Source organism: Eubacterium sp. AF15-50 (assembly GCF_934835595.1).
Classification (GTDB): Bacteria; Bacillota; Clostridia; order Lachnospirales; family Lachnospiraceae; genus Eubacterium_G; species Eubacterium_G segne.
Genome location: NZ_CAKVZL010000003.1, coordinates 17,089 through 42,013, shown reverse-complemented (window position 1 = coordinate 42,013; position 24,925 = coordinate 17,089). Strand labels below are relative to the sequence as shown.

The window sequence follows — 24,925 nt, the reverse complement described above, 5'->3', positions numbered from 1 at the left end:
TTATAGTCTGCTAGTCGGCATAAAGGAGGAAATGCCGACAGCACACTATATATATTCTAACCTTTGACAGCACCGCCAGCGGCACCATCTGTAATTTGCTTCTGGAACAACAAGAAGATAATTGTCGGAGGAATAATTGAGAAGAATATTGCTCTGATCATATCTATCTGTGTTGTATGAGCTGCTGAGTAAGCGTAAAGCTTAACCATAACCGTTTCATTTCCTGAACCGTTAAGTACTAAATATGGTAACAGGAAGTCTGACCATGCAGCTGTTACTGAGAAGATTATTATAACCATAATAATCGGTTTTGATAAAGGTAACACAATCTTATAGAAAATCTGGAATATATTACATCCGTCAATCTTTGCTGCCTCTATCAGTTCTTTTGGCAGTCCTTCAAAGAATTCCTTGAAAAGAACTACCCAAAAGGCATTTGCGCCATATGAAAGCCAAAGTGGAATAAATGTTCCTGTAAGGCCTAATCTGTTAATGTTTACGAATAAAGCTACGATACTTGTTGTTGTAGGAATAAGAAGACTCCACATTACAAGTCCGTTAATAACTTTATGTCCCTTTGGTTTAAGGATAGCAAGTGCATATGCTAACAATCCGTTAAAGAAGATTGCGCATAAAACACATCCAACTACCATGATAAGTGAGTTTTTGTAGTATACTGCAAAGTTTAACTTATCCCATGTATACTTAAATCCGCTAAAATCAAAAACTTTAGGGAACAGTGTTGCCTCTGTAGTAAATTCTTTAATATCCTTAAAACCCGAAACCATTACCCAGAACGCCGGATAAATAGCTATTACTGAGAATATTAAACATACTAAAACTATAAGAAGGCAAATAATCTTAACTCTTTTTGACTTAACATCGAAGCCTCTGATAGCTCCGTCTGTTTTGTCCATATATTTCTTAAAAAACATTACCGCACCTCCTACTCATCTTTTGATTTTGTAAGTTTCATATATAATCCACTTAACAAAATAAGAACTACACAAATAATAACTGAAAGTGCTGCTGCCTTTGGATAATCGTACTTAGTAAATGCATACTTATATACTAAAAGCATAATGGACAAACTTGCATTGTTTGGTCCACCGTTGGTCAATACTAACGGCTCGTACAATATCTGGAACACTGATATTACCTGAAGAATCAACATTGTTCTTCCAAGATTTAATATGCAAGGAACTGTAATATGGAAAATTCTTCTCCAAATTCCTGCTCCGTCAATTGCTGCTGCTTCATAATATTCAGGATTGATTCCACTAATACCCGCCATGTAAATAAGTGCTGTAGAACCTGCTCCCTTCCATGTTAATGCAATTACGATAAGTGGAATAGTTAATGCCGCGTTGTTCAACCACACACTTGGTGCTATACCACACTTTCCTAACAATATATTCAGAACACCAGTAGGACCCGGTTTGAAGAAATAAACCCAAAGAAGTGATACAGCCATACCCGGAACCATGTTCGGGAAGTATACTGCAAATCTGAAAAAGCTCTTTCCTCTTATTGTCTCACTGATGAATATAGCCAAAATAATTGGTACTACAAATCCGATGACTAATGACCATCCGATGTACTTGAATGTATTAGCAAATGCAGCATTAAAACTTACATCATTAAATACATCAATATAGTTTTGTAACCCTACAAATTCCTGTATTTCTACTCCTCTCGCTGAATGTAGCGATAATCTTATACTTTCAATCAATGGTTCCCATACAAAGAATGTGAAAAGGACAAGTGTTGGAATCATAATGAGCCAACCCATTATATCTGATTTTCCAAATTTCTTTTTCGGAACCGCATAACCCTTATTACTTCTCTTTTTGCTCAATGAAAAACCCCTCCTAAAATAAGTTTATTACACTACGGGACGGGGTACGCCCTTCGTCTATTTTTAGTAAAGGCAGGTGAACAGTGTTGTTCACCTGCCCGTTAGTTTTTAAATAACACTATTAGTTTCTATATAACTTAGACAATTAGTTCTTCTTGAATTCGCTGTCTAATGTCTTCTGGTAGTTTGAATTAGCTGTGTCCATAAGTTTCTGGATGTCAGCATCTTTGTTTGTGATAACTGCCTGAAGAACGTTTGTAAGCTGTGCATACATTTCCTGTGCATCACCAGGTTCTTCTGTATGAAGGTTACCTTCTTTGTTAACTGCATCGAAGAACTGCTGGAACATTGCTGTATCAACGTTTGAGTATTCTTCTACAACTTTGTTGTTTGCATCAACATATTCCTTGTTTGTCCAGCATGGGAATGTCTGGATTACAGGAACACCATTCTGTTTACGGTTAGCTGCATCAGCTTCCATACCCTTAATTGTTGTGTCATTAGCTTCTGGAGCTTTACCCATAACTTCAAGGAAGTCAAATGCTGCACTAATCTGTTCTGGTGTAGCATCTTTAGAGAACATGTAAGGTGTACCACCTGTTAATGAATACTGATCTCCGTTTGTTCCTGCCGGCATAGCGCCTAATGCTAATTTTTTAACGTCAAGTCCGTTTGTCTGTGTTGGCTGAGCTACAGCATCGTTAGCTGCGATATACATAGCTGCTCCGCCTGTTCCTAACTGCTGGAAACCTGTTCCCCAATCTTCTGCTGTCGGGTCAGCTGTTAATACATCATATTTCCACTTAAGATCACTTACATACTGCATAGCCGCAACTGCTTCTTTTGAGTTAAGGTTTGATGTATATGTTCCATCACCGTTATCTGTTACTAACTTAGCACCAAAGTTCCAAGCGATGTTTGAGAAATGCCATCCACCTGAGTTGTCCTTTGCAAGTAAGCAAAGTCCTGCAGCGCCTGTCTTTTCCTTGATTTTCTTAGCTGTTTCTGCTAATTCATCAAATGTCTTAGGGAATTTTGGAACTCCGTTTTCATCTACTAAACCTGCTTTTTCAAAAAGTTCTACGTTGCACATAAGTCCTAAGCCGTAAGCATCTCTAGGAACACCGTAAACTTTTCCGTCTGAATCTGATAAAAGTCCCTTGATGTTATCGTTCATATCATCAAGCCATCCACGTTTCTTTAACTCATCTGTTACATCTGCGATAAGTCCCTGCTTAATTAACTTCTGTGGCTCTGTGAACCATGATTCGAAGATTGTTGGGCAGTTGCCTGACTGTGCTAATGATACGAATGTATCTGTAGCATATGTATAAGGTGTTGGGTCACAAGTTACGTTTGGATGTAACTTCTGCATTGTCTTCTGGTATCCTTCAAATGTAGGAATGTTTTCTGCTAAATCCTCACCTGGCCAAATACCTAATGTGATTTTAACCTTATCTGAACCATCTTTGTTAGTTTCAGATTCTGTTGATTTCTTTCCGCCACAGCCAGCTAACATTGTAACTGAAAGAGCTGCAACGAGTGCTAAACTTAATAATCTCTTTTTTCTCATTTCTGATCCTCCCATCTGATTAATTTAATTAGTTTAGTTTATCGTTCAACTACACATTTGCCTTGTGTAAGGCACCCTCTTAACAATTCCTCCTTTAGAACACTTTCTAACGAAATCGTTATATTAGTTTATGCGTTTAACGTTAAACTAATGATAACATTTATGGATTTATATGTCAATATTACCATTAGAAATAAAATACACAAATAAATGTGTTCTAAATTGCATAAAAACGTTTACAAAATTGTGCATTTTGTCCAAAAATCCTTTTTTATCTCTTTTCAACTATTTTTTATATTTTATGAGTATATACAAAATACACAATTTCTTATGTTAAAAAGGTACAAAAAAGGAAGAAAACACCTTAGATTATGAGATTTAACCCACTGTTTTCTTCCTTTTGTACACTTTTATCCCTCAAATGCCACCATAACTCCACCATATTCTGCATAATAGCTGCACAAACCACCTGCACTTATTTTTTCTATCGAGGCATTCCGATATATATTTTCTATTTTACTTCTTATATAATCTGATTTTTCATTGTTAAAACAATGACTTATTATAACTTTTCCACTGTTATATCCTTTATTTCCCATTTCCTTTATGAGATTATCATAAGCACTTAGCTTTCCCCTACATTTTTTTAAGACATCTATAGTGCCATGGTCACTGGCTCCGCACAGTATCTTTATTCCTAAAATTCCTGCCATGCTTCCCTGTATTCTGCTTACCCTGCCGTTTTTCATAAGATTATCAAGAGTTTCCAATACAAATAAAAGCTTTGTTTTATCCCTATAGACTTCTATCATTTCCACTGCTTTGTCAAATTCCACGTCACTGTCTAATATTTCCTTTAGCTTAATGGCAATCATTGCCAGACCCGGGCCTGCCGATTTTGAATCTATTACATGAATTTTCTTGTGAGGGTACTTTTCATTCGCCATCTTTTTGGCTACCATGGCACTGTTATAGCTTCCTGACAATTCACTTGTAAGGGCAATGGCAAAAATCTCATCTGCCATCATAAATCCATCGTACCATTCCTGAGGTGCCGGTGCAGCACTACTGGTTTTTCCGTGATATCCTTTCATATCCTTCATAAACTCTTCAATATCCAAATTTTCATCATCTATATATTCTTTTTCTCCTACTCTTAGGGTAAGAGGTATTCTCTTATAGTAAATATCCGATTCAGTGGAATTATCCAATACTCTTAAATCACACCCTGAATCAACAATTATGCCATACTTCATTTCTTATCTCCTTTGCTACATATGTAGTTTTTATTACTACTTGTTATTGTATAACTATTTATTATGTGATACAATTTACAAAAGCACATTAAGTGTAAACTTATTTTGATATGGAGATTTTTATGAAGTATTTACCTTTTAGTAATTTTACAAAAAGAAATCTTTTTACAAGACAATGTATAGGTCAGGCAATAACGGAATTACTTAAATCAGGAGATTTTGAACATATTACAGTATCTGATATTGTAAAAAAAGCCGGAGTTTCCAGAATGACCTTTTATAAATATTATCATACCAAAAATGATGTTATAAAAGATTATATGCAGGAAATAATTGCCGGTTATCTTGAAACCACGGGTAATCATTTTACCATGAGTGAATTTCAGGACAAATCCCATATTAAAGATGCCATTTTGTTTTTTGATAAATATGCCGATTTTCTCCTTACTATGTCTGATGCAAGACAATATTATATAATAGTGGAAGCCTTAAATGATTTTATGCTTAAATATGTTTATCCTGAATACAACGGTTCCGTTTACGAACTATATTTTTATGCCGGTGCCCTTTTAAATACCTTTCTTAAATGGGAAGAATTGGGAAAATCCGAATCGGTGGATGAAATAGTAGACATTGTTATCTCACTTATCAAACGTAATAATCTATCTTTAACATAAAACTTTAAAGTCCCGGACAGTTTATTTATCTGCCCGGGATTTTTTTATTCCACTAATCTTCTTACGAATTTAAAATTTTTCATTTTCTTAACTAAAAGTGTCAGCCATCTAAACATTGATTCTGACGCAAAGGAGAACATGATAAACAGCAATATACAGCTGGCAGACATTCCACTTAACGCAAATAAGTCATTAAAGAATATTCCACATATCAGTAATGCAATAAGACTTCCTACAAGAACAATAGCTCTGTATTTGTTCATTGGTTCGCTTATCTTAAATAATACCATAAAGCCAATCATGCATAACAGCATTGTTGCCGCTGTTGCCACTTCTGCCGAAGACAGACCGAATACCTTTCCGCACCACACTATGGCACCTACAGCTATTAAATCCGTAAGTCCTGCCGGCAATGCTCTTAGGAAGACATTAATAATAAACTTTCCTTTGATTCGGCTTTTGTTAGGCTCCATGGCAAGGAAAAATGCCGGAATACCTATTGTAAATCCACTGATTAATGATATCTGAGACGGTTCTAGAGGATAAGTCATCATAAATACCGCCGAGAATATTGACATAAGGAAGGAAAATATGTTTTTTACCAAAAACAGACTGGCTGAACGCTGTATGTTATTTACAACACGTCTTCCTTCTAAAACTACTGATGGCATACAGGAAAAATCCGACTCTAGCAATACCACCTGAGATGCCTGAGCTGCTGCCTCGCTACCTGACGCCATTGCCACACTGCAATCTGCATCCTTCATTGCCAAAATATCATTTACGCCATCTCCAGTCATTGCCACGGTGTGTCCCTGACCTTGCAGTGCCTTAACTATTTTCTGTTTTTGCTTTGGTGTTACACGTCCAAATACAGTGTATTTTTGTACTGACTTTTCTATATCCTCATCTGTTGCAAGAGATGTGGCATCCACATAATTTTCTGCTCCTGAAATTTTTGCCTGTCTTGCCACTTCAGAAACTGTAGCCGGATTATCTCCTGAAATAACCTTAACATTAACCCCCTGCTTTTCAAAATACCTGAATGTGTCAGGTGCCTTTTCACGGACTGCATTGGATAATGTTATAAAACCATAAGGAATAACCTTTTCAATAAGAGGATTTCCGTCAGCCTTTCCTAAATATTTACCAAAGGCAAGAACTCTGTATCCTTTATTGGTATATTCCCCTATGCTGTCAGCATAAAATTCGTAATCCTCCCTAAGAACCATTTCAGGGGCACCTAATACATAACATTCATCAGAATAAGTCACACTACAATACTTAACCTTTGATGAAAATGATGTTTTGCTTACTGCACTTCTTCCACTGACATCCTTAAAACGTTCCTTTATAGCTTCCATTGTTATATTATCAGAAGTCATATTAGAGGCAAAATCACTAATTATGGTTTCAAGATTATCTGCCACTTCCTTAGGTATTTCTTCTGAATAAACAAGGTCATTAACTGTCATTTTATTTTCTGTAATGGTTCCTGTTTTATCAACACATAACACATCTACCCTTGCCAATGTTTCTATACTTTTCATGTCATGAAGAAGTACCCTTTGCTTGGCAAGTCGTATGGTGCTTACTGCCAGTGCCACAGTGGTTAAAAGATATAATCCCTCAGGAATCATACCTATAACAGCTGCTACCATAGACACTATGCTTTGACTGAAACCTTCCTTATTAAACACAAATCCCTGAGCAAACAAAATGATTCCCACAGGAATAATTATAATGCCAACCCATTTTACCAGTTTGTTAATATCCCTAATCATTTCTGACTGCTCGCCACTACCCATTTTTTTAGCTTCAAGGGTAAGCTTTGAAATATAGGATTCTTCCCCTACTTTTTCCAGTCTTGCGTAACACTCCCCTGACACAATAAAACTTCCCGACAGTAAATGCATTCCCGGTGTTTTGGTAAGTTCATCTGATTCTCCTGTAAGTAGGGATTCATTTACGGAAACCTCACCCTTTACCACAATGGCATCTGCCGGTATCTGTTCACCTCCATGGAAAACAACTATGTCATCTAAAACCAGTTCCTGAGAGCCAACCTCCATTTCCACTCCGTCTCTTATTACTGTAGTGGATGGGGCATTTAAAATATTCATTTTTTCAAGAACGTTTCTTGCCCTTATTTCCTGAAATATTCCAATCAACGTGTTTCCTATAACAACCGGCAAAAAGGTTAAGCTTCTAAATGAACCGGCTATACATACTAACACTGCCAAAAACACAAAAATCATATTAAAATATGTGAATGTATTTTCAATGATAATTTCTCTTGTGGTTTTTTCAACGGAATCAACAGCTGTATTTACAAGTCCACGGCCAATTCTTTCCTGAACCTGACTTTTGGTTAATCCCTTTTCACAATTTGTTTCATACATATTCATATTTGTCCTCGTTTACTTTTCTAAATCCCGTATTTTACAATTCAACGTTACCTATATTTTACAGTATAACCTGTAAATGTAAAATCTTTTTTAGTATTATGATTTTATTTGTAAACTTTTTATGAAATGTTACTGTTTTTTCTTAATTCCATGATGCAAATTTTAAAAGTATAAATTGCCTTTGTATTTGCACAAAAGTAATTTATACTTATTGGGTACTCACCCCTTGTTTATTACCCTGTAGTAAGTTCCTGCGGTAATTGTGTACACAATTCCATATACTATGAAAAATACAAGAGTAACCATTACCGTGCATACAATGTACAGCGGGGTGTTATTAAAGTTTAAACTTACCAGCATTTTTCTGATTATGTCAAAGGCAAAGCATATATGGATAACTGCCATAAATATAGGTAGAAAGAACACCATAAGTATCTGAGTTTTAATTACGGATTTAGTTTCCTTATCGTCCATTCCCACTTTTTTCATTATTTCAAAACGCCTTCTGTCCTGATAGCCTTCTGACAACTGCTTATAGTATATTATCATTACCGTAGTAATTAAAAACATGGTTCCAATAAATATACCTATAAAGAAAAGGCTTCCGTACAAGCCGAAGAAATTTTGTCTGCTTGTATATATGCTTCCCACTTCGTCTGTGTGAGCTATCCCTGTATGGTTTATTACATCCCTTAACCCCTGACAGTATTCTTCCTTATCCTTAAAATCTCCTGCTAAATTAAACTCATAGTTATATTTTATGTTGCATACAAAATCATCCTTTGTGTTTTCATTAATAACATCCCTGATTTCTTTCATTGCATCCATATCTTTAACTACAATGTAGAGAGTGTCATATAACTGTAACTCCTTTTCATCTACAGGAAGTTTTTCTAATTTTTTCTTTATTGTGTATTCCTTGTTGCATATGCTTAATTTTTGAGAATTGATTCTACCTGCATCTGATGAATACACTATAACCTCATTTGAATTTAAGGTGATATTCTCACTGTTTGCCCTATTATAATCCTCTAATAATTTCACCTTAAAATTCACCATATTATTGGTACTTATATTTTCCATTGAATATCTGCCATTTTGAAGTGCTCCTATATCATCTATGGAATAATATTTATCCTCATCCTGTATTTTCACATTATATTCATCGGCACGACTTTGGCATGCATCCTGAACCTTTTGGTAATCATAGTGATTTTCCTTCTGTTCTTCAGAACTGTCACTGTCTTCTAAATACAGATAATTAGTCATAACATCCTTTGGAAAGCGTCCCCTTAAAACATCTTCCATTCCTACATATAAGGAAACCGTTGTGGATAAAACCACCAGCACGCAGGTACTTAATATACATATGGTTGCTAAACCTGCGGCATTTTGTTTCATACGGTAAATCATACCTGACACTGTAATAAAATGTTTCTTATCATAATAGAATTTTTTATTCTTTTTTAATATTTTAAGAAAGGCAATGCTTACGCTCATAAACAGCAAATAGGTTCCTATAATTACACAAAGAGCTGCCATAAAGAACCTTCCCATGGCATCCATTGGGCTTTTAGCTGTAAGAGCAAGGTAATAGCCTAATGCCAGGGTTACCAGCCCTAATATAGCTAAAAGCCATTTTGCCTTAGGTTCCCTTTCTCCGGCATTTTCATTTCTAATAAGCTCTACAGGCTTTAATCTATGAACTCTTACGCTGTTTAAAAATATAACTATGGCAAATATTAAGTCAAAAACTATTATGGTAAACAATACAGGCTTAGGATATACCCCAAAGGCAAAATCCGTTTTTAAATTTAATATTTTCAGCAAAACCATAAACATTAATTTGGATAATGCAATGCCTGCTAATATTCCTGTGGTAATACATCCTAATGCCACAATAACTATTTCCCAGAAAACTATTTTGGTAATATGCTTTTTCTCCATTCCCAATACACTATATAGTCCAAATTCCCTGCTTCTTCTTTTCATTAAAAATCCGTTAGTATAAATAAGAACAAACACTGAAAATATTCCGCAAATCGACACACCTAAATTTAATATAATTCTCATTTGCTCTGCACCTGAAAACATATTTTCATTTACCTGCTCATATATGCTGTATAGCATATAGAACATGGCAATAATGGCTGAGGTTGAAATTGAAAAAGGTAGAAATGTGCTTTTGTTGTTTTTTACATTTCTAAGGGCAAGCCTAAAATACAATTTTTTATTCATGTAAATCACCACCTGCCAGTAACACTGTTAAAGTGTCGGAAATCTTTTTGTACATTTCATCCTTTGTCATGGCTCCACGATATATCTGATGGAATATTTCTCCATCTTTTATAAACAAAACCCTTCCGGCATTTGATGCGGCCCTTACGCTGTGAGTTACCATTAATATTGTCTGTCCGTCGGAATTTAACTTATCAAATACATCTAATAAATCTCCTGTGGATTTTGAATCCAGTGCTCCTGTAGGTTCATCTGCCAAAAGGATGTCCGGTTTTGTAATAATTGCCCTTGCCACCGCCGTTCTCTGTTTTTGTCCTCCTGAAACTTCGTAAGGGTATTTGTGAAGTATATGACTTATTCCCAACTTTCCTGCAATTACATCCAGCTCCTGTTTCATATCCTTATATTCTTTTCCTGCAAGTACCAGTGGCAGGTAAATATTATCTTCAATAGAAAAAGTATCTAAAAGATTAAAATCCTGAAATACAAATCCTAAATGCTCTCTCCTGAATTTTGCCAGCATATCATCTTTGATTACTGTGGTGTTTTTGCCATTAAGAAATATATCTCCTGATGTAGGTCTGTCTACTGCTGCAAGAATGTTAAGCAATGTAGTTTTTCCGGAGCCTGATTCTCCCATTATTGCAACGTATTCTCCCTGTTCCACTGAAAAGTTTATATCATGCAAAGCCTCTACCTTGTTTCCTCCAAATCTTGTTGTATATATCTTTTTTAAATTATTTACTTCTAATACCTCCATGGTACTAACCTCCTATAAATTGTAACGCCCCCTCCCTCCGGTCAGCGGCAAGTCGTCGGAAACATCCCTGAAAATGAACTTCGTTCATTTGTTTCCTCCTATAAATTGTAACGCCCCCTCCCTTCGGTCAGCGGCAAGTCGTCGGAAACATTCCTGAAAATGAACTTCGTTCATTTGTTTCCTCCTATTTTTAAAAATCTGCAAATCTTTATGTTACAAGTATACAATAAGTAATTGGGATTTTCCTTAATTTCACCTTACAATCCTGCCTTTAACCTTACATTTTTGTAATATACAAAAGGTGGAGCCTAATATTTGTCATATTAAAGCTCCACCCGAAATAAAAGAAGTATTATATTGTGATGTAACCGGGGAAATTGGGTAATAATAAAGTAATTTGGTTACATCATGTTATGAAGTCACTATTTTACAAGAATATTTTTATAATTAAATGGTTTTTCTGTATATGAAGAATCCGATACCTTTAAAATATTGTTATAAAGGTAAGAATGTGCTGCCTCATTTGGCATTAACTCCTTCTGATACAAAGAATCTGCTATGTCATATACCTTCAAAGATTCTACCTCTCCGTATACATATTCTCCATTCTTTAACTGTACATATGGTCTTACCATTATACCTGCCTGATAAAATTCCTTTGTTTTAACAAATTCCATTGTCATGGCATAAAGTGATGTATCACCACTTTTAGGAAGTAATCCTGCATTGGTTGCTGCATAGTCGTAAACTGCCTGATTTCCACTTCCCACAACCATTTCATTTTCCGTCGCCTTATCTGAAAGTCCATATATAAGACCTGCTTTTACCACTTCATTGTCACTGTCTGATACATTATATAAAACTCTGTATCCTTCAACTGTAGTGCTTATCTGGTAGCCCTTAACTGATGTCTGAACCTTTGTGTCCGGCTTTGTTGTAGGAGCCTGTGTAGGTGCTTCCGTAGGCTTTTCTGTTGGTGCCTGTGTAGGTGCCTCTGTTTCAGGTTCAGTTGGAATTTCCGACGAACCTCCGTTTTTGTCAGTAAGATATGCTCTGTTAAGTCTGGTTATTTCATTATTTACCTCACTTAACATGGAATATCCGTTTACCTTAAAATTCTTAACTCCTGAAAAGCAACATTTTAACATACCTGTAAACTCTACAGACTCTCCCGGTGAAAGTGCACTGGTGGATGTAAGGGTTACCGTTGTAAAGTCACCTTTATCTTCCGTGGTAGCCGTTGCCCCCCATGCACTGGTAAATTTACTGGATTTCGGTAAATCAAAACTTAAAGTATAACCTGCCGGAAATGCCACAGATTCATTATTTGTAAGTTTTATTGTGTATGTGTAGTTTGGATGATCGTATTTTCCACCAAAATCCACACTGAACTTTAATGTATCATTAGTATAATCCACATCTGATGATACCTTTGATGCCCCCTTTGCCTTAAACTGGTCATGGAACATGGATGTAAGAGTATCACCTATTACATATTTCTGCTGCTGTTCGTCATAATCATAATCTCCGTGCATAACCCATATGAGAACACCGCCTAAATTGTTGTTGTTTACATAATTTATTCTTTCCTGTACTGATTCTGTGTCTTCAAATGTAAGGAATGTGTTATTTTGTGCATTCCAGATATGAGGAACCTTTCCTACGTCGTCCCAGTAACGCTTATAGTTTGAATTGGATTTCATAAGATTCATTACATGCCAGAGGGGATTAGCACCTGCTGCCACTTCTTTTCCACTTTCATCTAAATCGCACCATAAGTTAAGATTATCAACGCTGTTAGTAAGAGGTGTACCTGACGAACCGTGTAATCCGTTGGTTCCTCCGGAAACATTTGTCCAACCTCTTGTATAATAAGGAACTCCCATTAAAATCTTTTCAGACTGAACTTTTCCTCTGTAAAACCGGTAAGCCCAGTCAAATCCCAATGTTTTAACGTCCACCTGGGCTGTTTCCGTATCTGCCGGATCAGCGTAAAGATTTGCCTGATTTTCTACATAATTGTTCCATCCACCATGGAAGTCATAGGACATAACTGATACAAAATCCAAGTAATCTAAAAAGGCTGAATTTGTCTGCCCTCCAAGAACCCATGATGATGCTGCTACCGCAGATGTAAGCCAATAATATGTTCCGTCTTCCTTTGATGCCTTAGCTAAATCTTCACTAAGTATTTTTATAAACTGGGCGTATCTGTCTGCAATTCCCGATCTTATAGATTCAGTAAAGTCCGTATAATTTCCTGACTGTGGGGTTTCTGACGGGAACTCAAAGTCAATATCAATGCCGTCAAAACCGTACTTTCTAATAAATGAAACTGCCGAAGCACTGAATTTTCTCATGGACGCTTCATTTTGTGTGGCATACCAAAGACCTTCTGATGCTCCCCAGCCACCTGTTGAAATAAGAACGGTTACATCAGGATGCATTTTCTTTAATGTGTGCATTATGTTAAATTGTCCGTAGTATCCAAGGGAGTCATCCATCTTAATTACCTGTCCGTCATGTTTAAAGGTTGTGCCTTCAAACTTACTTTCAATGTCATGTTCCGGATCTCCTACCTCCAGCTCACATGTATCTTTATTAACAATACCAAAAGCATACTGAATATGAGTAAGCTTATCCCACTGTAAATCTGCTATATTGAAATATTCATGTGCCTGGGATGTAATTGCGTAGCTTGGAAAATAACCCACAACCTTTTTGTTGTAATAATTAGACGGAAGTGTAACTCCATTTACGTTTGTTCCAATTTGTGGGTCTAATGTGACTGTTGCTTTTCCCGGTTTAAGACTTCCTAAATCACCTGTATCTCCCCCTGATGTTGACCCGGAAACCAGCTCCCAAGGACCTCCGTTTGAAGGTGTGTCCCCCTTAGTCCACCATTTACATTTGTAAATTGCTCCGTTGTATTCCACTTCATCTCCCCCTGTGTAAATTGTTTCGCTGTTCCATGCAGCCGCTCCATAAACCACGCTAGACTGCATACTGCTAAATCCACCTGTAAATGACAGCACAGTCACTGCCATTACAAGGGCCATAAATTTAGCAAGCATTCTCTTTGCTTTCCTTGTCATTATGACTTTTCCCTCCTTTAAAATTTGCCTTTTCGTCCATTCTAGCAAGGGTTTTAGCCATATGTCAAACCTATTTAAAAAGTAGCCAATTATGTTAAATATTACCAATTATATACAATTTTTTGTTCTAAAATTTTATGAAAACCCGAGTTCCAACACCTATTTGAGAATCAATTTCTATCTTATGATTCAGCCGGTCAAGAATCTGTTTTGTAAGATACAAACCAAGACCTGTAGCCTTTTTGTCCTTTCTTCCGTTGTAACCTGTATATCCCCTGTCAAAAATTCTTGGCAAATCCTCTTTTGCAATGCCAATGCCTGAGTCCTTAATTAAAAGTTCATCATTATCAAAGGATATACATATTTCCCCTTTTGAAGTATACTTAAGGGCATTTGATATAAGCTGTTTAAGGACAAATACCATCCACTTTTCATCTGTTACAACCTTCCTGCTTTCATCCACCTGTATTTTCACTGAAATTCCTTTAGAAATAAAGATTCTGGCAAAGTATTTCACTGCCTGATTAACCATATCTTTTACACTATAATCTGCCAGAACATAGTCACTTCCGCCGCCTTCAAGTCGCAGATATTGAAGCATCATATCCTGATATTGTTCAATTTCAAACAACCGGTTAAGAATTTCAATCCGGATTTCTTCATCAGTGTCGTTAGCTAATAACTGCAATGCGGTAATGGGAGTTTTTATCTGATGTGACCACAATGTAACATATTCCATTGTTTCTTTTTTTGAATTTAGAATATTATTTATTTCTTCGTTTTTTTCATTAGTCAGTAATTTAAGAAGCTCTGTGTACATTTTCTCAATCTGATTTGAGGTTTTAGGCAAATTATCCAATGTTACATCAATACTATTTTCTACCATGGTAAGACTTCGACACTTTTTATAATAACAAACAAAATCAACCACAAGACAAATAACCAAAGCCATGCACCCTAATACTGTGGGATACCATACATACTTAAACTCTATTCCGCATAAAGCAAACACGCCGGAAAATATGGCAATCCAGAATAAAATAGCAATAAATATTAACTTTCTGTCCTTTAAATATTTTATCAACATACCATGTAACCTAACCCTTTTTTCGTCTTTACAAAATCATCTAATCCTATATCCTTTAGTTTTTTTCTGATTCTGTTTATATTCACTGTTAATGTATTATCATCTATAAAATTTTCACTGTCCCACAAATGCATCATAATGGTGTCACGACTTACAACGCTTCCTGAATTTTCCATAAGAAGCGCCAATATTTGAAATTCATTTTTTGAAAGTTCAGTTTTTTCTCCGTTATAAAGACAGGTGCCGTCCATAAGATTAAGTATTACCACATTGTTTTCTATGGTATTAAGCTGACCTGCATAAGAGTAGCTTCTTCTGATAAGAGCCGATATTTTGGCAGTAAGTACCGTAAGGTCAAAGGGTTTTGATATGAAATCGTCTCCGCCCATATTCATTGCCATAACTATATTCATACTGTCATCGGCAGAAGATATAAAAATAATGGGAATTTTGAACATTTTCCGTATTTCCCCGCACCAGTAAAATCCATTAAAATATGGCAGGGTTATATCTAACAAAATTAAATCCGGCTGGAAATCAGATACTTCCTTTAATACATTTCCAAAATCTTTTGCTATATAAACATTGTATGCCCATTTTTCCAAATGACTTTTTATTTTTTCCGCTATGGTATTATCATCTTCCACTATCATTATATTGTATTTATTTTCTGTCATATATCTGCTCTCCGCTAAAATCAAACCTACTAATATACCCCCGGCAAAACTATATTCCACCGGGGGTATTTCCTAATCAAGTTTACTTGTACAATGTGGGCATCTGTCTGCGTCAATGTGTATTTCCGACTTACAATGTGGACAGATTTTCGTAGTTGCTTCCTGTGGCACCTCATTATGAGTTCTTAACTTGTTCATTGCCTTAACAAGCAAAAATACCACAAATGCCATAATTATGAAATTCAAAAGTCCTGTAATAAATGTTCCATAATTAAGAGTGGCTGCCCCTGCTTTCTGTGCCTGTGCCAACGTATCATATTCTTTTCCGTCAAGGGATAAAAACAGATTGCTGAAATCAATTTTTCCCGTAAAGATACTGATAACAGGCATTATTATGTTGTCAACTAAAGACGTCACTAATGAATTAAAAGCTCCACCGATGATTACACCTACAGCAAGGTCAATCATGTTGCCTTTTAACGCAAACTCTTTAAACTCTTTTAACATAGATTATCTCCTTGTCATTTGTATTTTTTCTACTGTTTATATTATCACAGTTATTTCAAATATATAACCCCCAATTCCGTAAAAGAATCAGGGGTTATATATTTGTTTTTATTTTACCGGAACTATTGTATTTCCCCAGTCATAATCTACTGTTTTGTATTCCGGCGATACTTTCTTTAAAATGTTATTGTACAGATAATCATGTGCTGCTGCATTTGTGGAACATGCTTTCTGATACAAATAATCTGCTACATTATACACAGAATAATCATGTACATCACCATAAACATATTCCCCGGTTTTTTCAGGGCATTTTCTGTCATCTCACACTCTATAAAATCAATAATATAATATTCTGCTTCATTACCTGAGTCTTTTTGAAGTCTTATTTTTTCTCCTTTGTTAAGGGTTTCATTAAAAAATATCCGGCTTTTGTAATGTAAATTCAACATAATCCCCATTATTTTTTAATTTCACACCCTGTCTGCCACTTGCCTCTGACTGAATATCAGTACGGTAAGTCCGACTTTTCGCTAAAACTTCTGCATTAGTTGAAGCTTCCCCTGCATTTCCATAAACGTAGGCATTAACTTCTGACCACTCAGAGGTTGCCAGAAAATAAACCGTTGTGGATTCTGCTCCTTTAGCCGTGCTTATGTTTTCCGTACATATTATTGACATAAACATGCAAACCGACATAATACATGCCATTATCTTTTTTATCATCATATATACCAATCCCACCATAATTTTTATATGGCAAAAAAAATTAAAAAGGTTGAAAGAATGATTTGCTTTTTCCCTTCCTTTTCATATTTCTTTCAACCTTTATTAAATCGTCTATATTGATATCTTTAGTTTATCATTTTTAAGTTTGCACTTATACTCTCCGTTTTTTATAAAACTCCCATTTTTTTATTTTTTTAACTTTACTGTTTTGACTTTACTCCATTTTCCCGGATAAAGCTTTTTATTAACAACCTTTATTGCTCTTGCCTTTATGTAATACTTCTTATTCTTCTTTAATCCTCTAATCACCTTCTTTACGGACTTTATCACAACTTTCTTAGTTGTCTTCTTTGTAAATCTCTTTGAGGTTGAAACTTTAATCTCGTATTTTGACGCTCCTTTTATTTTCTTTAATTTAAGACTTATCTTTTTGTTGTTTTTACTTCTTAAGGCTCTTACCACCTTTGTCTTGCCGGGCTTTGTTACTTTATATGATGTATTTTTAGTTGTAGTCACTGTCTGCTGATTTTTTGTAGTAACTTCCGTAATATTTTCTTTAGTTTCCTCCTGCTGTTTTTTAGTAGTAACTTCCGTAATATTTTCTTTAGTTTCCTCCTGCTGTTTTTTAGTAGTTTCAGTAGGTTTCACTGTTGGTGCCACAGTTGGCTTCTCCGTAGTTGTCTGACTGTTTACATAGTCAGGATCAGGTATTGTTGCTGTTGTAACAAAAGATACATTTTCAACTTTTACCTTAAGGGAACTTCCTGCATCAATAACATCCCCGTCATTGGCAATTCCCATACCAAACTTAAGACTTACTGTCCCATCAAAATCCTTAGGAATATTAACATCTGTTTCATAATAATATGGTTCATTTGCTTTTAAGGTAATGTAGCCTCCTGCTAAAGCATCCTCTGCATCATCTGCCACCTTTACAAATATTCTTTTATCTTTATCCGAGGTAATTGTACACTTATATTTATATGTATTTCCCGGATAATATTTAAGATTCATTAATTTTCCCTGTATTCCCCATATGCTGTCCTTATCACCGGTTCTTCCCACTGATGTGGCATTAATTGTAAATCCATCAGCTATTGTTCCGTTAGATGTAAGGGTTCCTGATGCGCCTGTCCATCCACTTCCAAAAAAATCTGACCATGAGCCGGTATATTTTGCTACAGAATCTTCCGTAACTGTAACATATGGGCCATCGTATTCCGTGGTAGGTGCCTCTTCCTTTTGCCATACCTTTACCCAATCCACATACATCACTGCTGTTTTGTAATCCTCAGGTGGTGTCTGCTTTCCTGTATACAGTGTACCTGTTCCACCAATAGCAAGGTTTAAAAGAAAATACTGATACTGCTGAAAACAATAGCTGTTACTACTGTTGAATTTTTCAGTATGATAGCTTACCCCATCCACAGTCCATTCAATACGTTTTTCGTCCCAGATAATACCGTAAGTATGCCAGTTAGTAATACCATTATTTACATTGTCACTAAAATAGTAATCCCCTCCCTGATATCTGTGGTCATAGTTTCCGCCAAATCCGTTGGGATTCCAGTGAATACATCCCCCAACATAATTTCTGTCATTGGCATGTTCCATAATGTCAAGTTCCCCATTATCAGGCCATTTACCTTTTTCACCCATCATCCAAAATGCCGGCCATACTCCTGACTGGTTCCCATTTTCCACCTTTATTCTTGCTTCCATCTTTCCATATTTAAAATTCTTTTTTCCCCTTGAAATAATACGTCCTGATGTGTATTTAAAATTCTTATAATTTTCCTTCTTTGCAGTTATCTTCAAATAACCATCTGACACGGAAATATTCTCCGGTCTGTCTGTGTAATATTCCGCTTCTCCATTTCCCCATCCCCAGTTTCCGTTTCCTATTTCATATGTCCATGTATTTGTATCAAGACTTGTTCCGTTAAATTCATCACTCCATACTTCTTTCCAGTCTCCTACCGCAGCCTTGACTTCTGATTGGTCATTATTATAGAAAGTAATTCCTGACAATAGCAGACTTGTAGCTAATATATAAGCTGTAATCTTTTTTGTTATCCTCATAATTTTCGTTCCTTTCGTACATTAGTAAGTGGCAATATTTGCCTTTAACATTTGCATAATTTATATACTTTAATATAAACAAATAAAATCGTTTTTATCAAGTTATTTGTACAAATTTCATAAAATTTATTTGTATTTTCTTTTTTATTCCAATAATTCTAATAAAAAAATCCTTTTTTTACTTTCATTATTTCCAATAGCATTTTTTAGATATAATTAGTATATACAAATTGTTTTTCTTTTAGTGTATACTAGCTTGTGACGTATAAGCAGTTTATACTTTAAATATTATTAAGTTAATTGAAAGGATTAGAAGAATGAATTACGAAAGTCTGGGGGGTAAAATTAAAGAACTAAGAATCAGCATGGATTTAACACAGGCTCAGGTAGCTGAGGCTTTAAATGTGACTCCCGGTTACATTAGCAATGTTGAAAACAACAGAACAGCAATGTCACTTAGAATACTTATTTACTATGCCAAGTTAATGAACATTACTCTTGATTCACTGGTTGGTCGTGTAGAACCTGAATACGAAAATACCGCTCTTGACAACGAACTTATAGGACTTATTAAACATATGAGCGATGAAAACAAACTTAAACTTATTAACACTATAAAGATTTGGAAGTAATATTAACAGTTACTACTTACTGTTTTATGGTACTAAAAAGCTGTAGCATATGGAGTTATTATCCGCACACTACAGCTTTTTTAATTACCGTGTTTATTCAAATTTCTATTTCCACGGTTTTACAACTATGTCATTCCAATTGTAGTCTACTTCTTTATAATTAGAATTTACAACTTTCAATATCTTGTCATACAAATAACTGTGACCTGAGAAAGTATTCATCTTTCTTCCCTGATACAATGTATCTGCAATAGAGTAAATTGTGTATGTCTTTACATCACTATACACATATTTACCATTCTTAAGCTGTGCATAAGCTCTTACCATCATTTTATCACTGAAGTATTTTTCTGTATTTACAAACTGCATTGTCATTGTATAGCTCTGTCCACCTTCAAAGGTACTGTATGAAATCGGACATTTACCTGCTTCTGTTGACTGATATGACTTAACTGAACTATTGCTACTGTTTACTACCATATCTGCTGCTGTTGCGTAATCTGACAAACCATATACCAAACCTGAGCTTACAACTTCGTCATTAGGGTCTGCCACTGAATATACTACTCTGTGACCTTCTACAGTTGTACTAATCTGATATCCGTTAATTTCAATTGTAAAATCATCTTCCGGAGCCTGTGTTGGTGCTTCCGTTGGTTTCTCAGTAGGTGCCTCTGTCGGCTTTTCCGTAACAGGTACTGTTGTTTCTTCTGCCTTTTTGCTTACTGTTAAATCAGCTACATTACATGCTCCACTGTCTGCAACTATTGACAACTTATAGGTTCCCTTAGCAGGAAGTGTAATATCAGCTGTGTGATTTACAAATGTTGTCCATGAGCTGCTTGCTGTAATAGGAACTGTTGCCACTACTGTATCATTTAACTTAACAATAATGTTCTTTGCATTATACTGTGCATCCCCTGCTGCTAACGGAAGATTAATAGTATATGTTCCCTTCTGTGCTGCCTTAATATAGTAATTTAAGTATGAATTATTAACAAGATTTCCGGCATACTTAACATTTCCTTCTGTGTTAATTGTAATTCCTGATGTTTTATCACCATAGGAATCAATGCTGATGGTTCCCGGAATATCTGTAACTGTTGCTGTTGTTCCGCCTTTTCCAACTACTGCCGTGGCTGAATTATAAATAGCATTCATAAGGCTTAAGTTTGAGTTAGTTGTATCCTGACTGATTTCCCAAATCATAATACCGCCGGCATTTTCTGCTGCGAATTTTGCCTTCTGGGACATTGTATTAATACCGTTATAATAAACTGTTGTTCCATTAATAACAGCTGAATCATTGTATGCATTAGCTGAGTTGGCATTAACTATATCTGCATATGAGGCCCAGTTAGGTCTCTCATAGAAAGGTACACCAAGAACTACCTTTGATGCATCCATTCCCCTTGTTCCATGCCAGTAATTGTATGAATTTACAATAAGGCTGTATGGTGAATGTCCTGAGCCTGCATCTCCATCGTATGCCATAACGTTTATCCAGTCTACCATCTGAAGAACTTCATCGGTCTGGTATGTGCCACCTGTAGCCTGAACTGCTGATGTAAGAACTTTACCTCTTGATGTAAGTCCTGTTCTTAAATATCTCATAAATGATGTAAACAGACTTGCTGAACTTGCTGTAGGATATTCCCAGTCAATATCAACACCGTCAAATCCGTACTGGTCAACAATTGCAAGAATTGCATTAGCAAGAGACTGACGTTTTGCATCTGTATTTGTTGCATTTTCAAATACCCTTGCACACTCTCTTCCGTCTGAATATGACCATCCGCCTACTGCCACATTTACCTTAACATCATTAGCATGAGCTACAGATATAAGGCTGTTAATAACACTGGCAGAACCGGATACTGAATCAATGGTTCCATTATCATTTGGCAACGCAAATGAATAGTTTACGTGGGTAAGTTTATCCCACTGTACTTTTGATGTAAAATCACCATACCAGTTAGGATAATAAGCTACTGCCTTAAAGTTCTTACCATATTTTCCACTTGTAGTAGGAATATCTACGCTTGCCTCTTCCTCTGTTGGTGTCTCTGTAGGCTTCTGTGTCGGTGCCTGTGTAGGTGCTTCTGTTGAAGGCTGTGTAGTTTCCTGCTGTCCACCATTTACCTTAGGAAGGGCTGCTGAATTTTTTGCTTCAAATGTCAGCTTTTCCCATGTTCCCACAGATGTACCTATAGCATGTAATATTCCTGCATTTGTATCATTAATATCTGCCTGAACATAATAATTATTTACATATGTTCTAAGGGAATATGTTCCATCATTGTTTTGTTCTACATAGAATTTTTCCCATGTTCCAATGTTGTTGCTTCTTGGAAGAATAGGATTTTCAGTATCTGTATCATCAAACACGGCACATAAATATTTATTATTTGCCCTTGACTGGAATGATACTGTTCCGTCTGAGTTATATACTACTCTGAACTGCTCCCACTCTCCCGCAGATGTTCTGTCTGATATAAGTGCTGTCGTACCGTAATTTTCAGCACATACATATTTTCCGTTAATATTTGTCTTAATTGAAAAATAACTGTCATCTGTAAGAGCTGTATCTGCCATAACTACTGTTCCAGGCAATGCAACCTTCATTACATTGTATACTAAACCGTTAGAGCCTTTATCACCTGTTCCTAAGGATGCTGCTCCCCACTTGGTTCTGATGGTTGCTTCTGAGTCATTCCAAATATCTACCTTATCTGTAGTCTTTTCTTTGTAAATGCCCCATGAACCTGAATTGGTGGTTTTGTATGACCAGGATGTATAATGCCATCCTTCTTTATTAAACTTGTCAAGTTCGTATGTCCATCCATCCTGTAAATCAAAACATGTAAACTCACCTATATATGTAGGTACCCCGTAGTTTGCATTATTTACGCTGTTTACAAGATTATCAACTGCATTTTTCTGTCCTGATAAATCACTTTGATAATCCCATGGATAATGATGGTATTCGTACATTACGTTAGTCCATCCATATGTACTTGGATTTGGGAGATTTGATGTTCCCCAACATGATTCCATAATAATTATATGATCCGGGTCAACGGAGCGTATTGCATTGTACATCTGATTGTAAAATGCCCAATGCTTTGAATTAGTTGTGCCTGCTTTTTCACCAGGCTCATTTAATGTGTCGTATGCAGCAACAGCCGGATTGCCTGCATATCTTGCAGCTACTACCTTCCAAAGTTCCAATGTCTGATTTTTCAATGTGTCATTTGAGAAAAATGTAACATCAGATACATTATCAATCACTTCCCCTGAGTGATCCTGTCCGTTCTGTGAACCAAAAGCACCATGTAAATCAAGTATTACATAAATGCCTCTCTTTGATGCCTGCTCTACAAACCAGTCAAGTCTGCTAAAGGCATTGTCTTTAAGTACCCAGGAATTTCCGCTTTGTCTGTAGAGATTCATATAAGTAAATGGTACTCTTATAACGCTCATTCCAAGGTTTTTACAATTATCAAAATCTGCTTCTGTCCAATAGTTTGACTCGTATAAATCCAACAGATTATACATTGTACTTTCTCCGAATCTGTTCTTTAACGTAGCCATTGTAGTTTTGTAATCCCCTGCGTTAGTTGCATTCATCCAGCTTTCCTGAACGAAAACTCCTCCTGCGTTAGTTCCCCTTAAATAAACGTTACTTCCTTTGCCGTAATTATTTTTGATGTAAGTACCGTTACATTTAAGAAAATCATTCTTTGTAAAACCTGTATCGGCAGCCTTAACTTCCTTTACAGTATTTCCTACAAATGAAATACCGCAAATAAGTCCAAGACTTAGGCACACAGCCATTGTCATTGCCAATACTCTCCTCCCCATCTTCTTAAAATATGTCATGTTTCCCTCCATTTTTTTATTTACATGAAATAAAATTTGTATACTAAAATTATATAGACTATCCTATTAAATTTCCATAAGATAAAAATGTTTTTACGTCTTCTCCGTCATTTTCGTAAATTTAGTTTTCTTTTCACATTTTAATTTGTCTACTTTGTACAAAAAAGTTGTATTTATTTGTTTTCATCAACCAATCAAATACAAAAAGAGGACAAAAACATACAAAAATGTTTTTGTCCCGTAATAATAATTAACAAACTATCTGTCTGACATTAATTTTTTTATTGCTCTTTTCAGTCCATCAACGGACAGAGGGTACATATCCACTATTTCTTTTATCATATTTTCCGACTTCATCCAGTACATTTTCGACAAATCTCCGTGAAAGGACGGATTAAGCCATACACAGTGAGGATATTTCTTTTTAAACAGCTGCATCCACTCATGACCTGACAATCCGTTATTAGGCCCGCTGTAGTTGCCGTTTTTGTCTAAATATTCCTCCTCAGCCATTCCTGCATCTCCTACTATTATGACTTTGTATTCCTTGTCATAATTTTTAAATGCCCAGGTTGTATCTATCCAGTCTCCTGAAACACACTCAGGAGTTTTGTACAACTTTGCATAAATGCAGTTATGGAAATAAAAGGTTTTAACATCCTTAAAATGATTAGCCTTGTGAACTGCCTGAAAAAGCTCATTGCACATTTCGCTGTAAGGATACATGGAACCACCGCTGTCAAAAAGCAGCATCAGCTTAACAGTATTCTTCCTTGGCTGCTCAAACTCCAACTTTAAATATCCACCTCTGTTACAGGTAGAATCAATGGTGCCATCTATATCCAGCTCTGTCTTTGGCAAATCAAGCTTACGTGAATACTGCCTAAGTTCCCTAAGTGCCACCTGAAACTGCCTCATGGTAAGTTTCTTGTCACGTCTGAAATCCTTGTAACGGCGTTCACCCATAACGGCAAATGCCGTTTTCATTCCTGCCTTGTCTCCTAGCTGAATACCTCCGGAATTTCTTCCGTTCTTTCCGAAAAAAGAACCACCGCCGGTACCAATCCAATACTTTCCTCCGTTATGTTCCGTATGCTGTTCTGCCAGTCTTTCACGAAACATTCTGTGAACCTCTTTAGCTTCCTTTTTGGTTCTTGTATCCTGAAACAATTCCGGATTAGTCATTTTAGCCTCTAAGTCACTGCCATTATGAAGCCACTGGTTAATTTTATCCATATTAATTTTGTCTTCTTTTATATTTTTAAAATATTCCAGAAAAGCAGCATCTAACTTGTCATAATCCCCTTCGTTTTTAACAAAAATAGTTCTACAAAGATAATAAAAATCCGTAAAACTGGAATTGGCCAGCCCCTTATCAAGGGCTTCCATCAGGGTAAGCCATTCCGTGGTTGATATATCAAGGCCATTACTTTTCATTGTATAGAAAAAAGAAGTAAACATAAA

Annotated in this window: 18 protein-coding genes; 2 read left to right on the top strand and 16 right to left on the bottom strand. The window is 35.9% G+C overall.

Translation table 11 applies throughout. From position 1 onward, the window contains the following. Positions 1-56: 56 nt before the first annotated feature. The 4 genes from Q5O73_RS00890 to Q5O73_RS00875 all read right to left on the bottom strand — a co-directional run bounded on the left by Q5O73_RS00890 (position 57) and on the right by Q5O73_RS00875 (position 4,687). Positions 57-935 (bottom strand): carbohydrate ABC transporter permease, encoded by an 879-nt coding sequence (locus Q5O73_RS00890; RefSeq protein WP_021952813.1) that lies wholly within the window; start codon positions 933-935, stop codon positions 57-59. 11 nt (positions 936-946) lie between these two features. Further along, positions 947-1,858, bottom strand: a complete 912-nt coding sequence (locus Q5O73_RS00885) for a carbohydrate ABC transporter permease (protein WP_021952812.1) — start codon at positions 1,856-1,858, stop codon at positions 947-949. A 145-nt stretch (positions 1,859-2,003) separates the two neighbouring features. Next, positions 2,004-3,431 carry an ABC transporter substrate-binding protein gene (locus Q5O73_RS00880; RefSeq protein WP_302668834.1) on the bottom strand — a complete coding sequence of 476 codons (1,428 nt, stop codon included), beginning with the start codon at positions 3,429-3,431 and terminating at the stop codon, positions 2,004-2,006. Between the two features lie 410 nt (positions 3,432-3,841). After that, positions 3,842-4,687: a DegV family protein gene (locus tag Q5O73_RS00875; RefSeq protein ID WP_021952514.1), complete on the bottom strand. Its 846-nt coding sequence runs from the start codon at positions 4,685-4,687 to the stop codon at positions 3,842-3,844. A 122-nt stretch (positions 4,688-4,809) separates the two neighbouring features. Between Q5O73_RS00875 and Q5O73_RS00870 the strand changes: the two genes are divergently transcribed. After that, entirely contained in the window at positions 4,810-5,364 is a 555-nt protein-coding gene (locus Q5O73_RS00870; RefSeq protein WP_158576873.1) for a TetR/AcrR family transcriptional regulator, read from the top strand. A 44-nt stretch (positions 5,365-5,408) separates the two neighbouring features. Here the strand turns inward: Q5O73_RS00870 and Q5O73_RS00865 are convergent, their stop codons facing one another. From Q5O73_RS00865 to Q5O73_RS00820, 10 genes are all read right to left on the bottom strand, one after another. Beyond that, on the bottom strand, positions 5,409-7,772 hold the full coding sequence (locus Q5O73_RS00865) for a cation-translocating P-type ATPase (RefSeq protein ID WP_302668833.1): 2,364 nt from the start codon (positions 7,770-7,772) through the stop codon (positions 5,409-5,411). A gap of 219 nt (positions 7,773-7,991) precedes the next feature. Continuing rightward, positions 7,992-10,010 (bottom strand): ABC transporter permease, encoded by a 2,019-nt coding sequence (locus tag Q5O73_RS00860; RefSeq protein WP_302668832.1) that lies wholly within the window; start codon positions 10,008-10,010, stop codon positions 7,992-7,994. Next, positions 10,003-10,770: an ABC transporter ATP-binding protein gene (locus Q5O73_RS00855; RefSeq protein ID WP_118589676.1), complete on the bottom strand. Its 768-nt coding sequence runs from the start codon at positions 10,768-10,770 to the stop codon at positions 10,003-10,005. The genes Q5O73_RS00860 and Q5O73_RS00855 overlap by 8 nt, the downstream gene beginning before the upstream one ends. Positions 10,771-11,192: 422 nt before the next feature. Further along, positions 11,193-13,865: a glycosyl hydrolase family 18 protein gene (locus Q5O73_RS00850; protein ID WP_302668831.1), complete on the bottom strand. Its 2,673-nt coding sequence runs from the start codon at positions 13,863-13,865 to the stop codon at positions 11,193-11,195. A 127-nt stretch (positions 13,866-13,992) separates the two neighbouring features. Beyond that, entirely contained in the window at positions 13,993-14,952 is a 960-nt protein-coding gene (locus Q5O73_RS00845; RefSeq protein ID WP_302668830.1) for a HAMP domain-containing sensor histidine kinase, read from the bottom strand. Further along, positions 14,946-15,629, bottom strand: coding sequence for a response regulator transcription factor (locus Q5O73_RS00840; protein WP_302668829.1), 684 nt, complete (start codon positions 15,627-15,629; stop codon positions 14,946-14,948). Before Q5O73_RS00840 ends, Q5O73_RS00845 begins: the two co-directional genes overlap by 7 nt. Positions 15,630-15,701: 72 nt before the next feature. Continuing rightward, entirely contained in the window at positions 15,702-16,136 is a 435-nt protein-coding gene (gene mscL / locus Q5O73_RS00835; protein ID WP_021952522.1) for a large conductance mechanosensitive channel protein MscL, read from the bottom strand. Between the two features lie 108 nt (positions 16,137-16,244). Continuing rightward, positions 16,245-16,397 carry a hypothetical protein gene (locus tag Q5O73_RS00830; protein WP_186840622.1) on the bottom strand — a complete coding sequence of 51 codons (153 nt, stop codon included), beginning with the start codon at positions 16,395-16,397 and terminating at the stop codon, positions 16,245-16,247. A gap of 153 nt (positions 16,398-16,550) precedes the next feature. Then, on the bottom strand, positions 16,551-16,865 hold the full coding sequence (locus Q5O73_RS00825; protein WP_302668828.1) for a hypothetical protein: 315 nt from the start codon (positions 16,863-16,865) through the stop codon (positions 16,551-16,553). Positions 16,866-17,051: 186 nt separating this feature from the next. Continuing rightward, on the bottom strand, positions 17,052-18,947 hold the full coding sequence (locus tag Q5O73_RS00820) for a glycoside hydrolase family 16 protein (RefSeq protein WP_302668827.1): 1,896 nt from the start codon (positions 18,945-18,947) through the stop codon (positions 17,052-17,054). Between the two features lie 317 nt (positions 18,948-19,264). Here Q5O73_RS00820 and Q5O73_RS00815 point away from each other — a divergent pair, with 317 nt between their 5' ends. Continuing rightward, the gene (locus Q5O73_RS00815) at positions 19,265-19,579 is read left to right on the top strand and encodes a helix-turn-helix domain-containing protein (protein ID WP_021952525.1); all 315 of its coding nucleotides are present in this window, start codon (positions 19,265-19,267) and stop codon (positions 19,577-19,579) included. A 105-nt stretch (positions 19,580-19,684) separates the two neighbouring features. Here the strand turns inward: Q5O73_RS00815 and Q5O73_RS00810 are convergent, their stop codons facing one another. Together Q5O73_RS00810 and Q5O73_RS00805 are read right to left on the bottom strand one after the other, a co-directional pair. Further along, positions 19,685-23,461 (bottom strand): glycosyl hydrolase family 18 protein, encoded by a 3,777-nt coding sequence (locus tag Q5O73_RS00810; RefSeq protein ID WP_302668826.1) that lies wholly within the window; start codon positions 23,459-23,461, stop codon positions 19,685-19,687. Positions 23,462-23,719: 258 nt separating this feature from the next. Further along, positions 23,720-24,898, bottom strand: coding sequence for a VWA domain-containing protein (locus Q5O73_RS00805; protein WP_118589717.1), 1,179 nt, complete (start codon positions 24,896-24,898; stop codon positions 23,720-23,722). Positions 24,899-24,925: the final 27 nt, after the last annotated feature.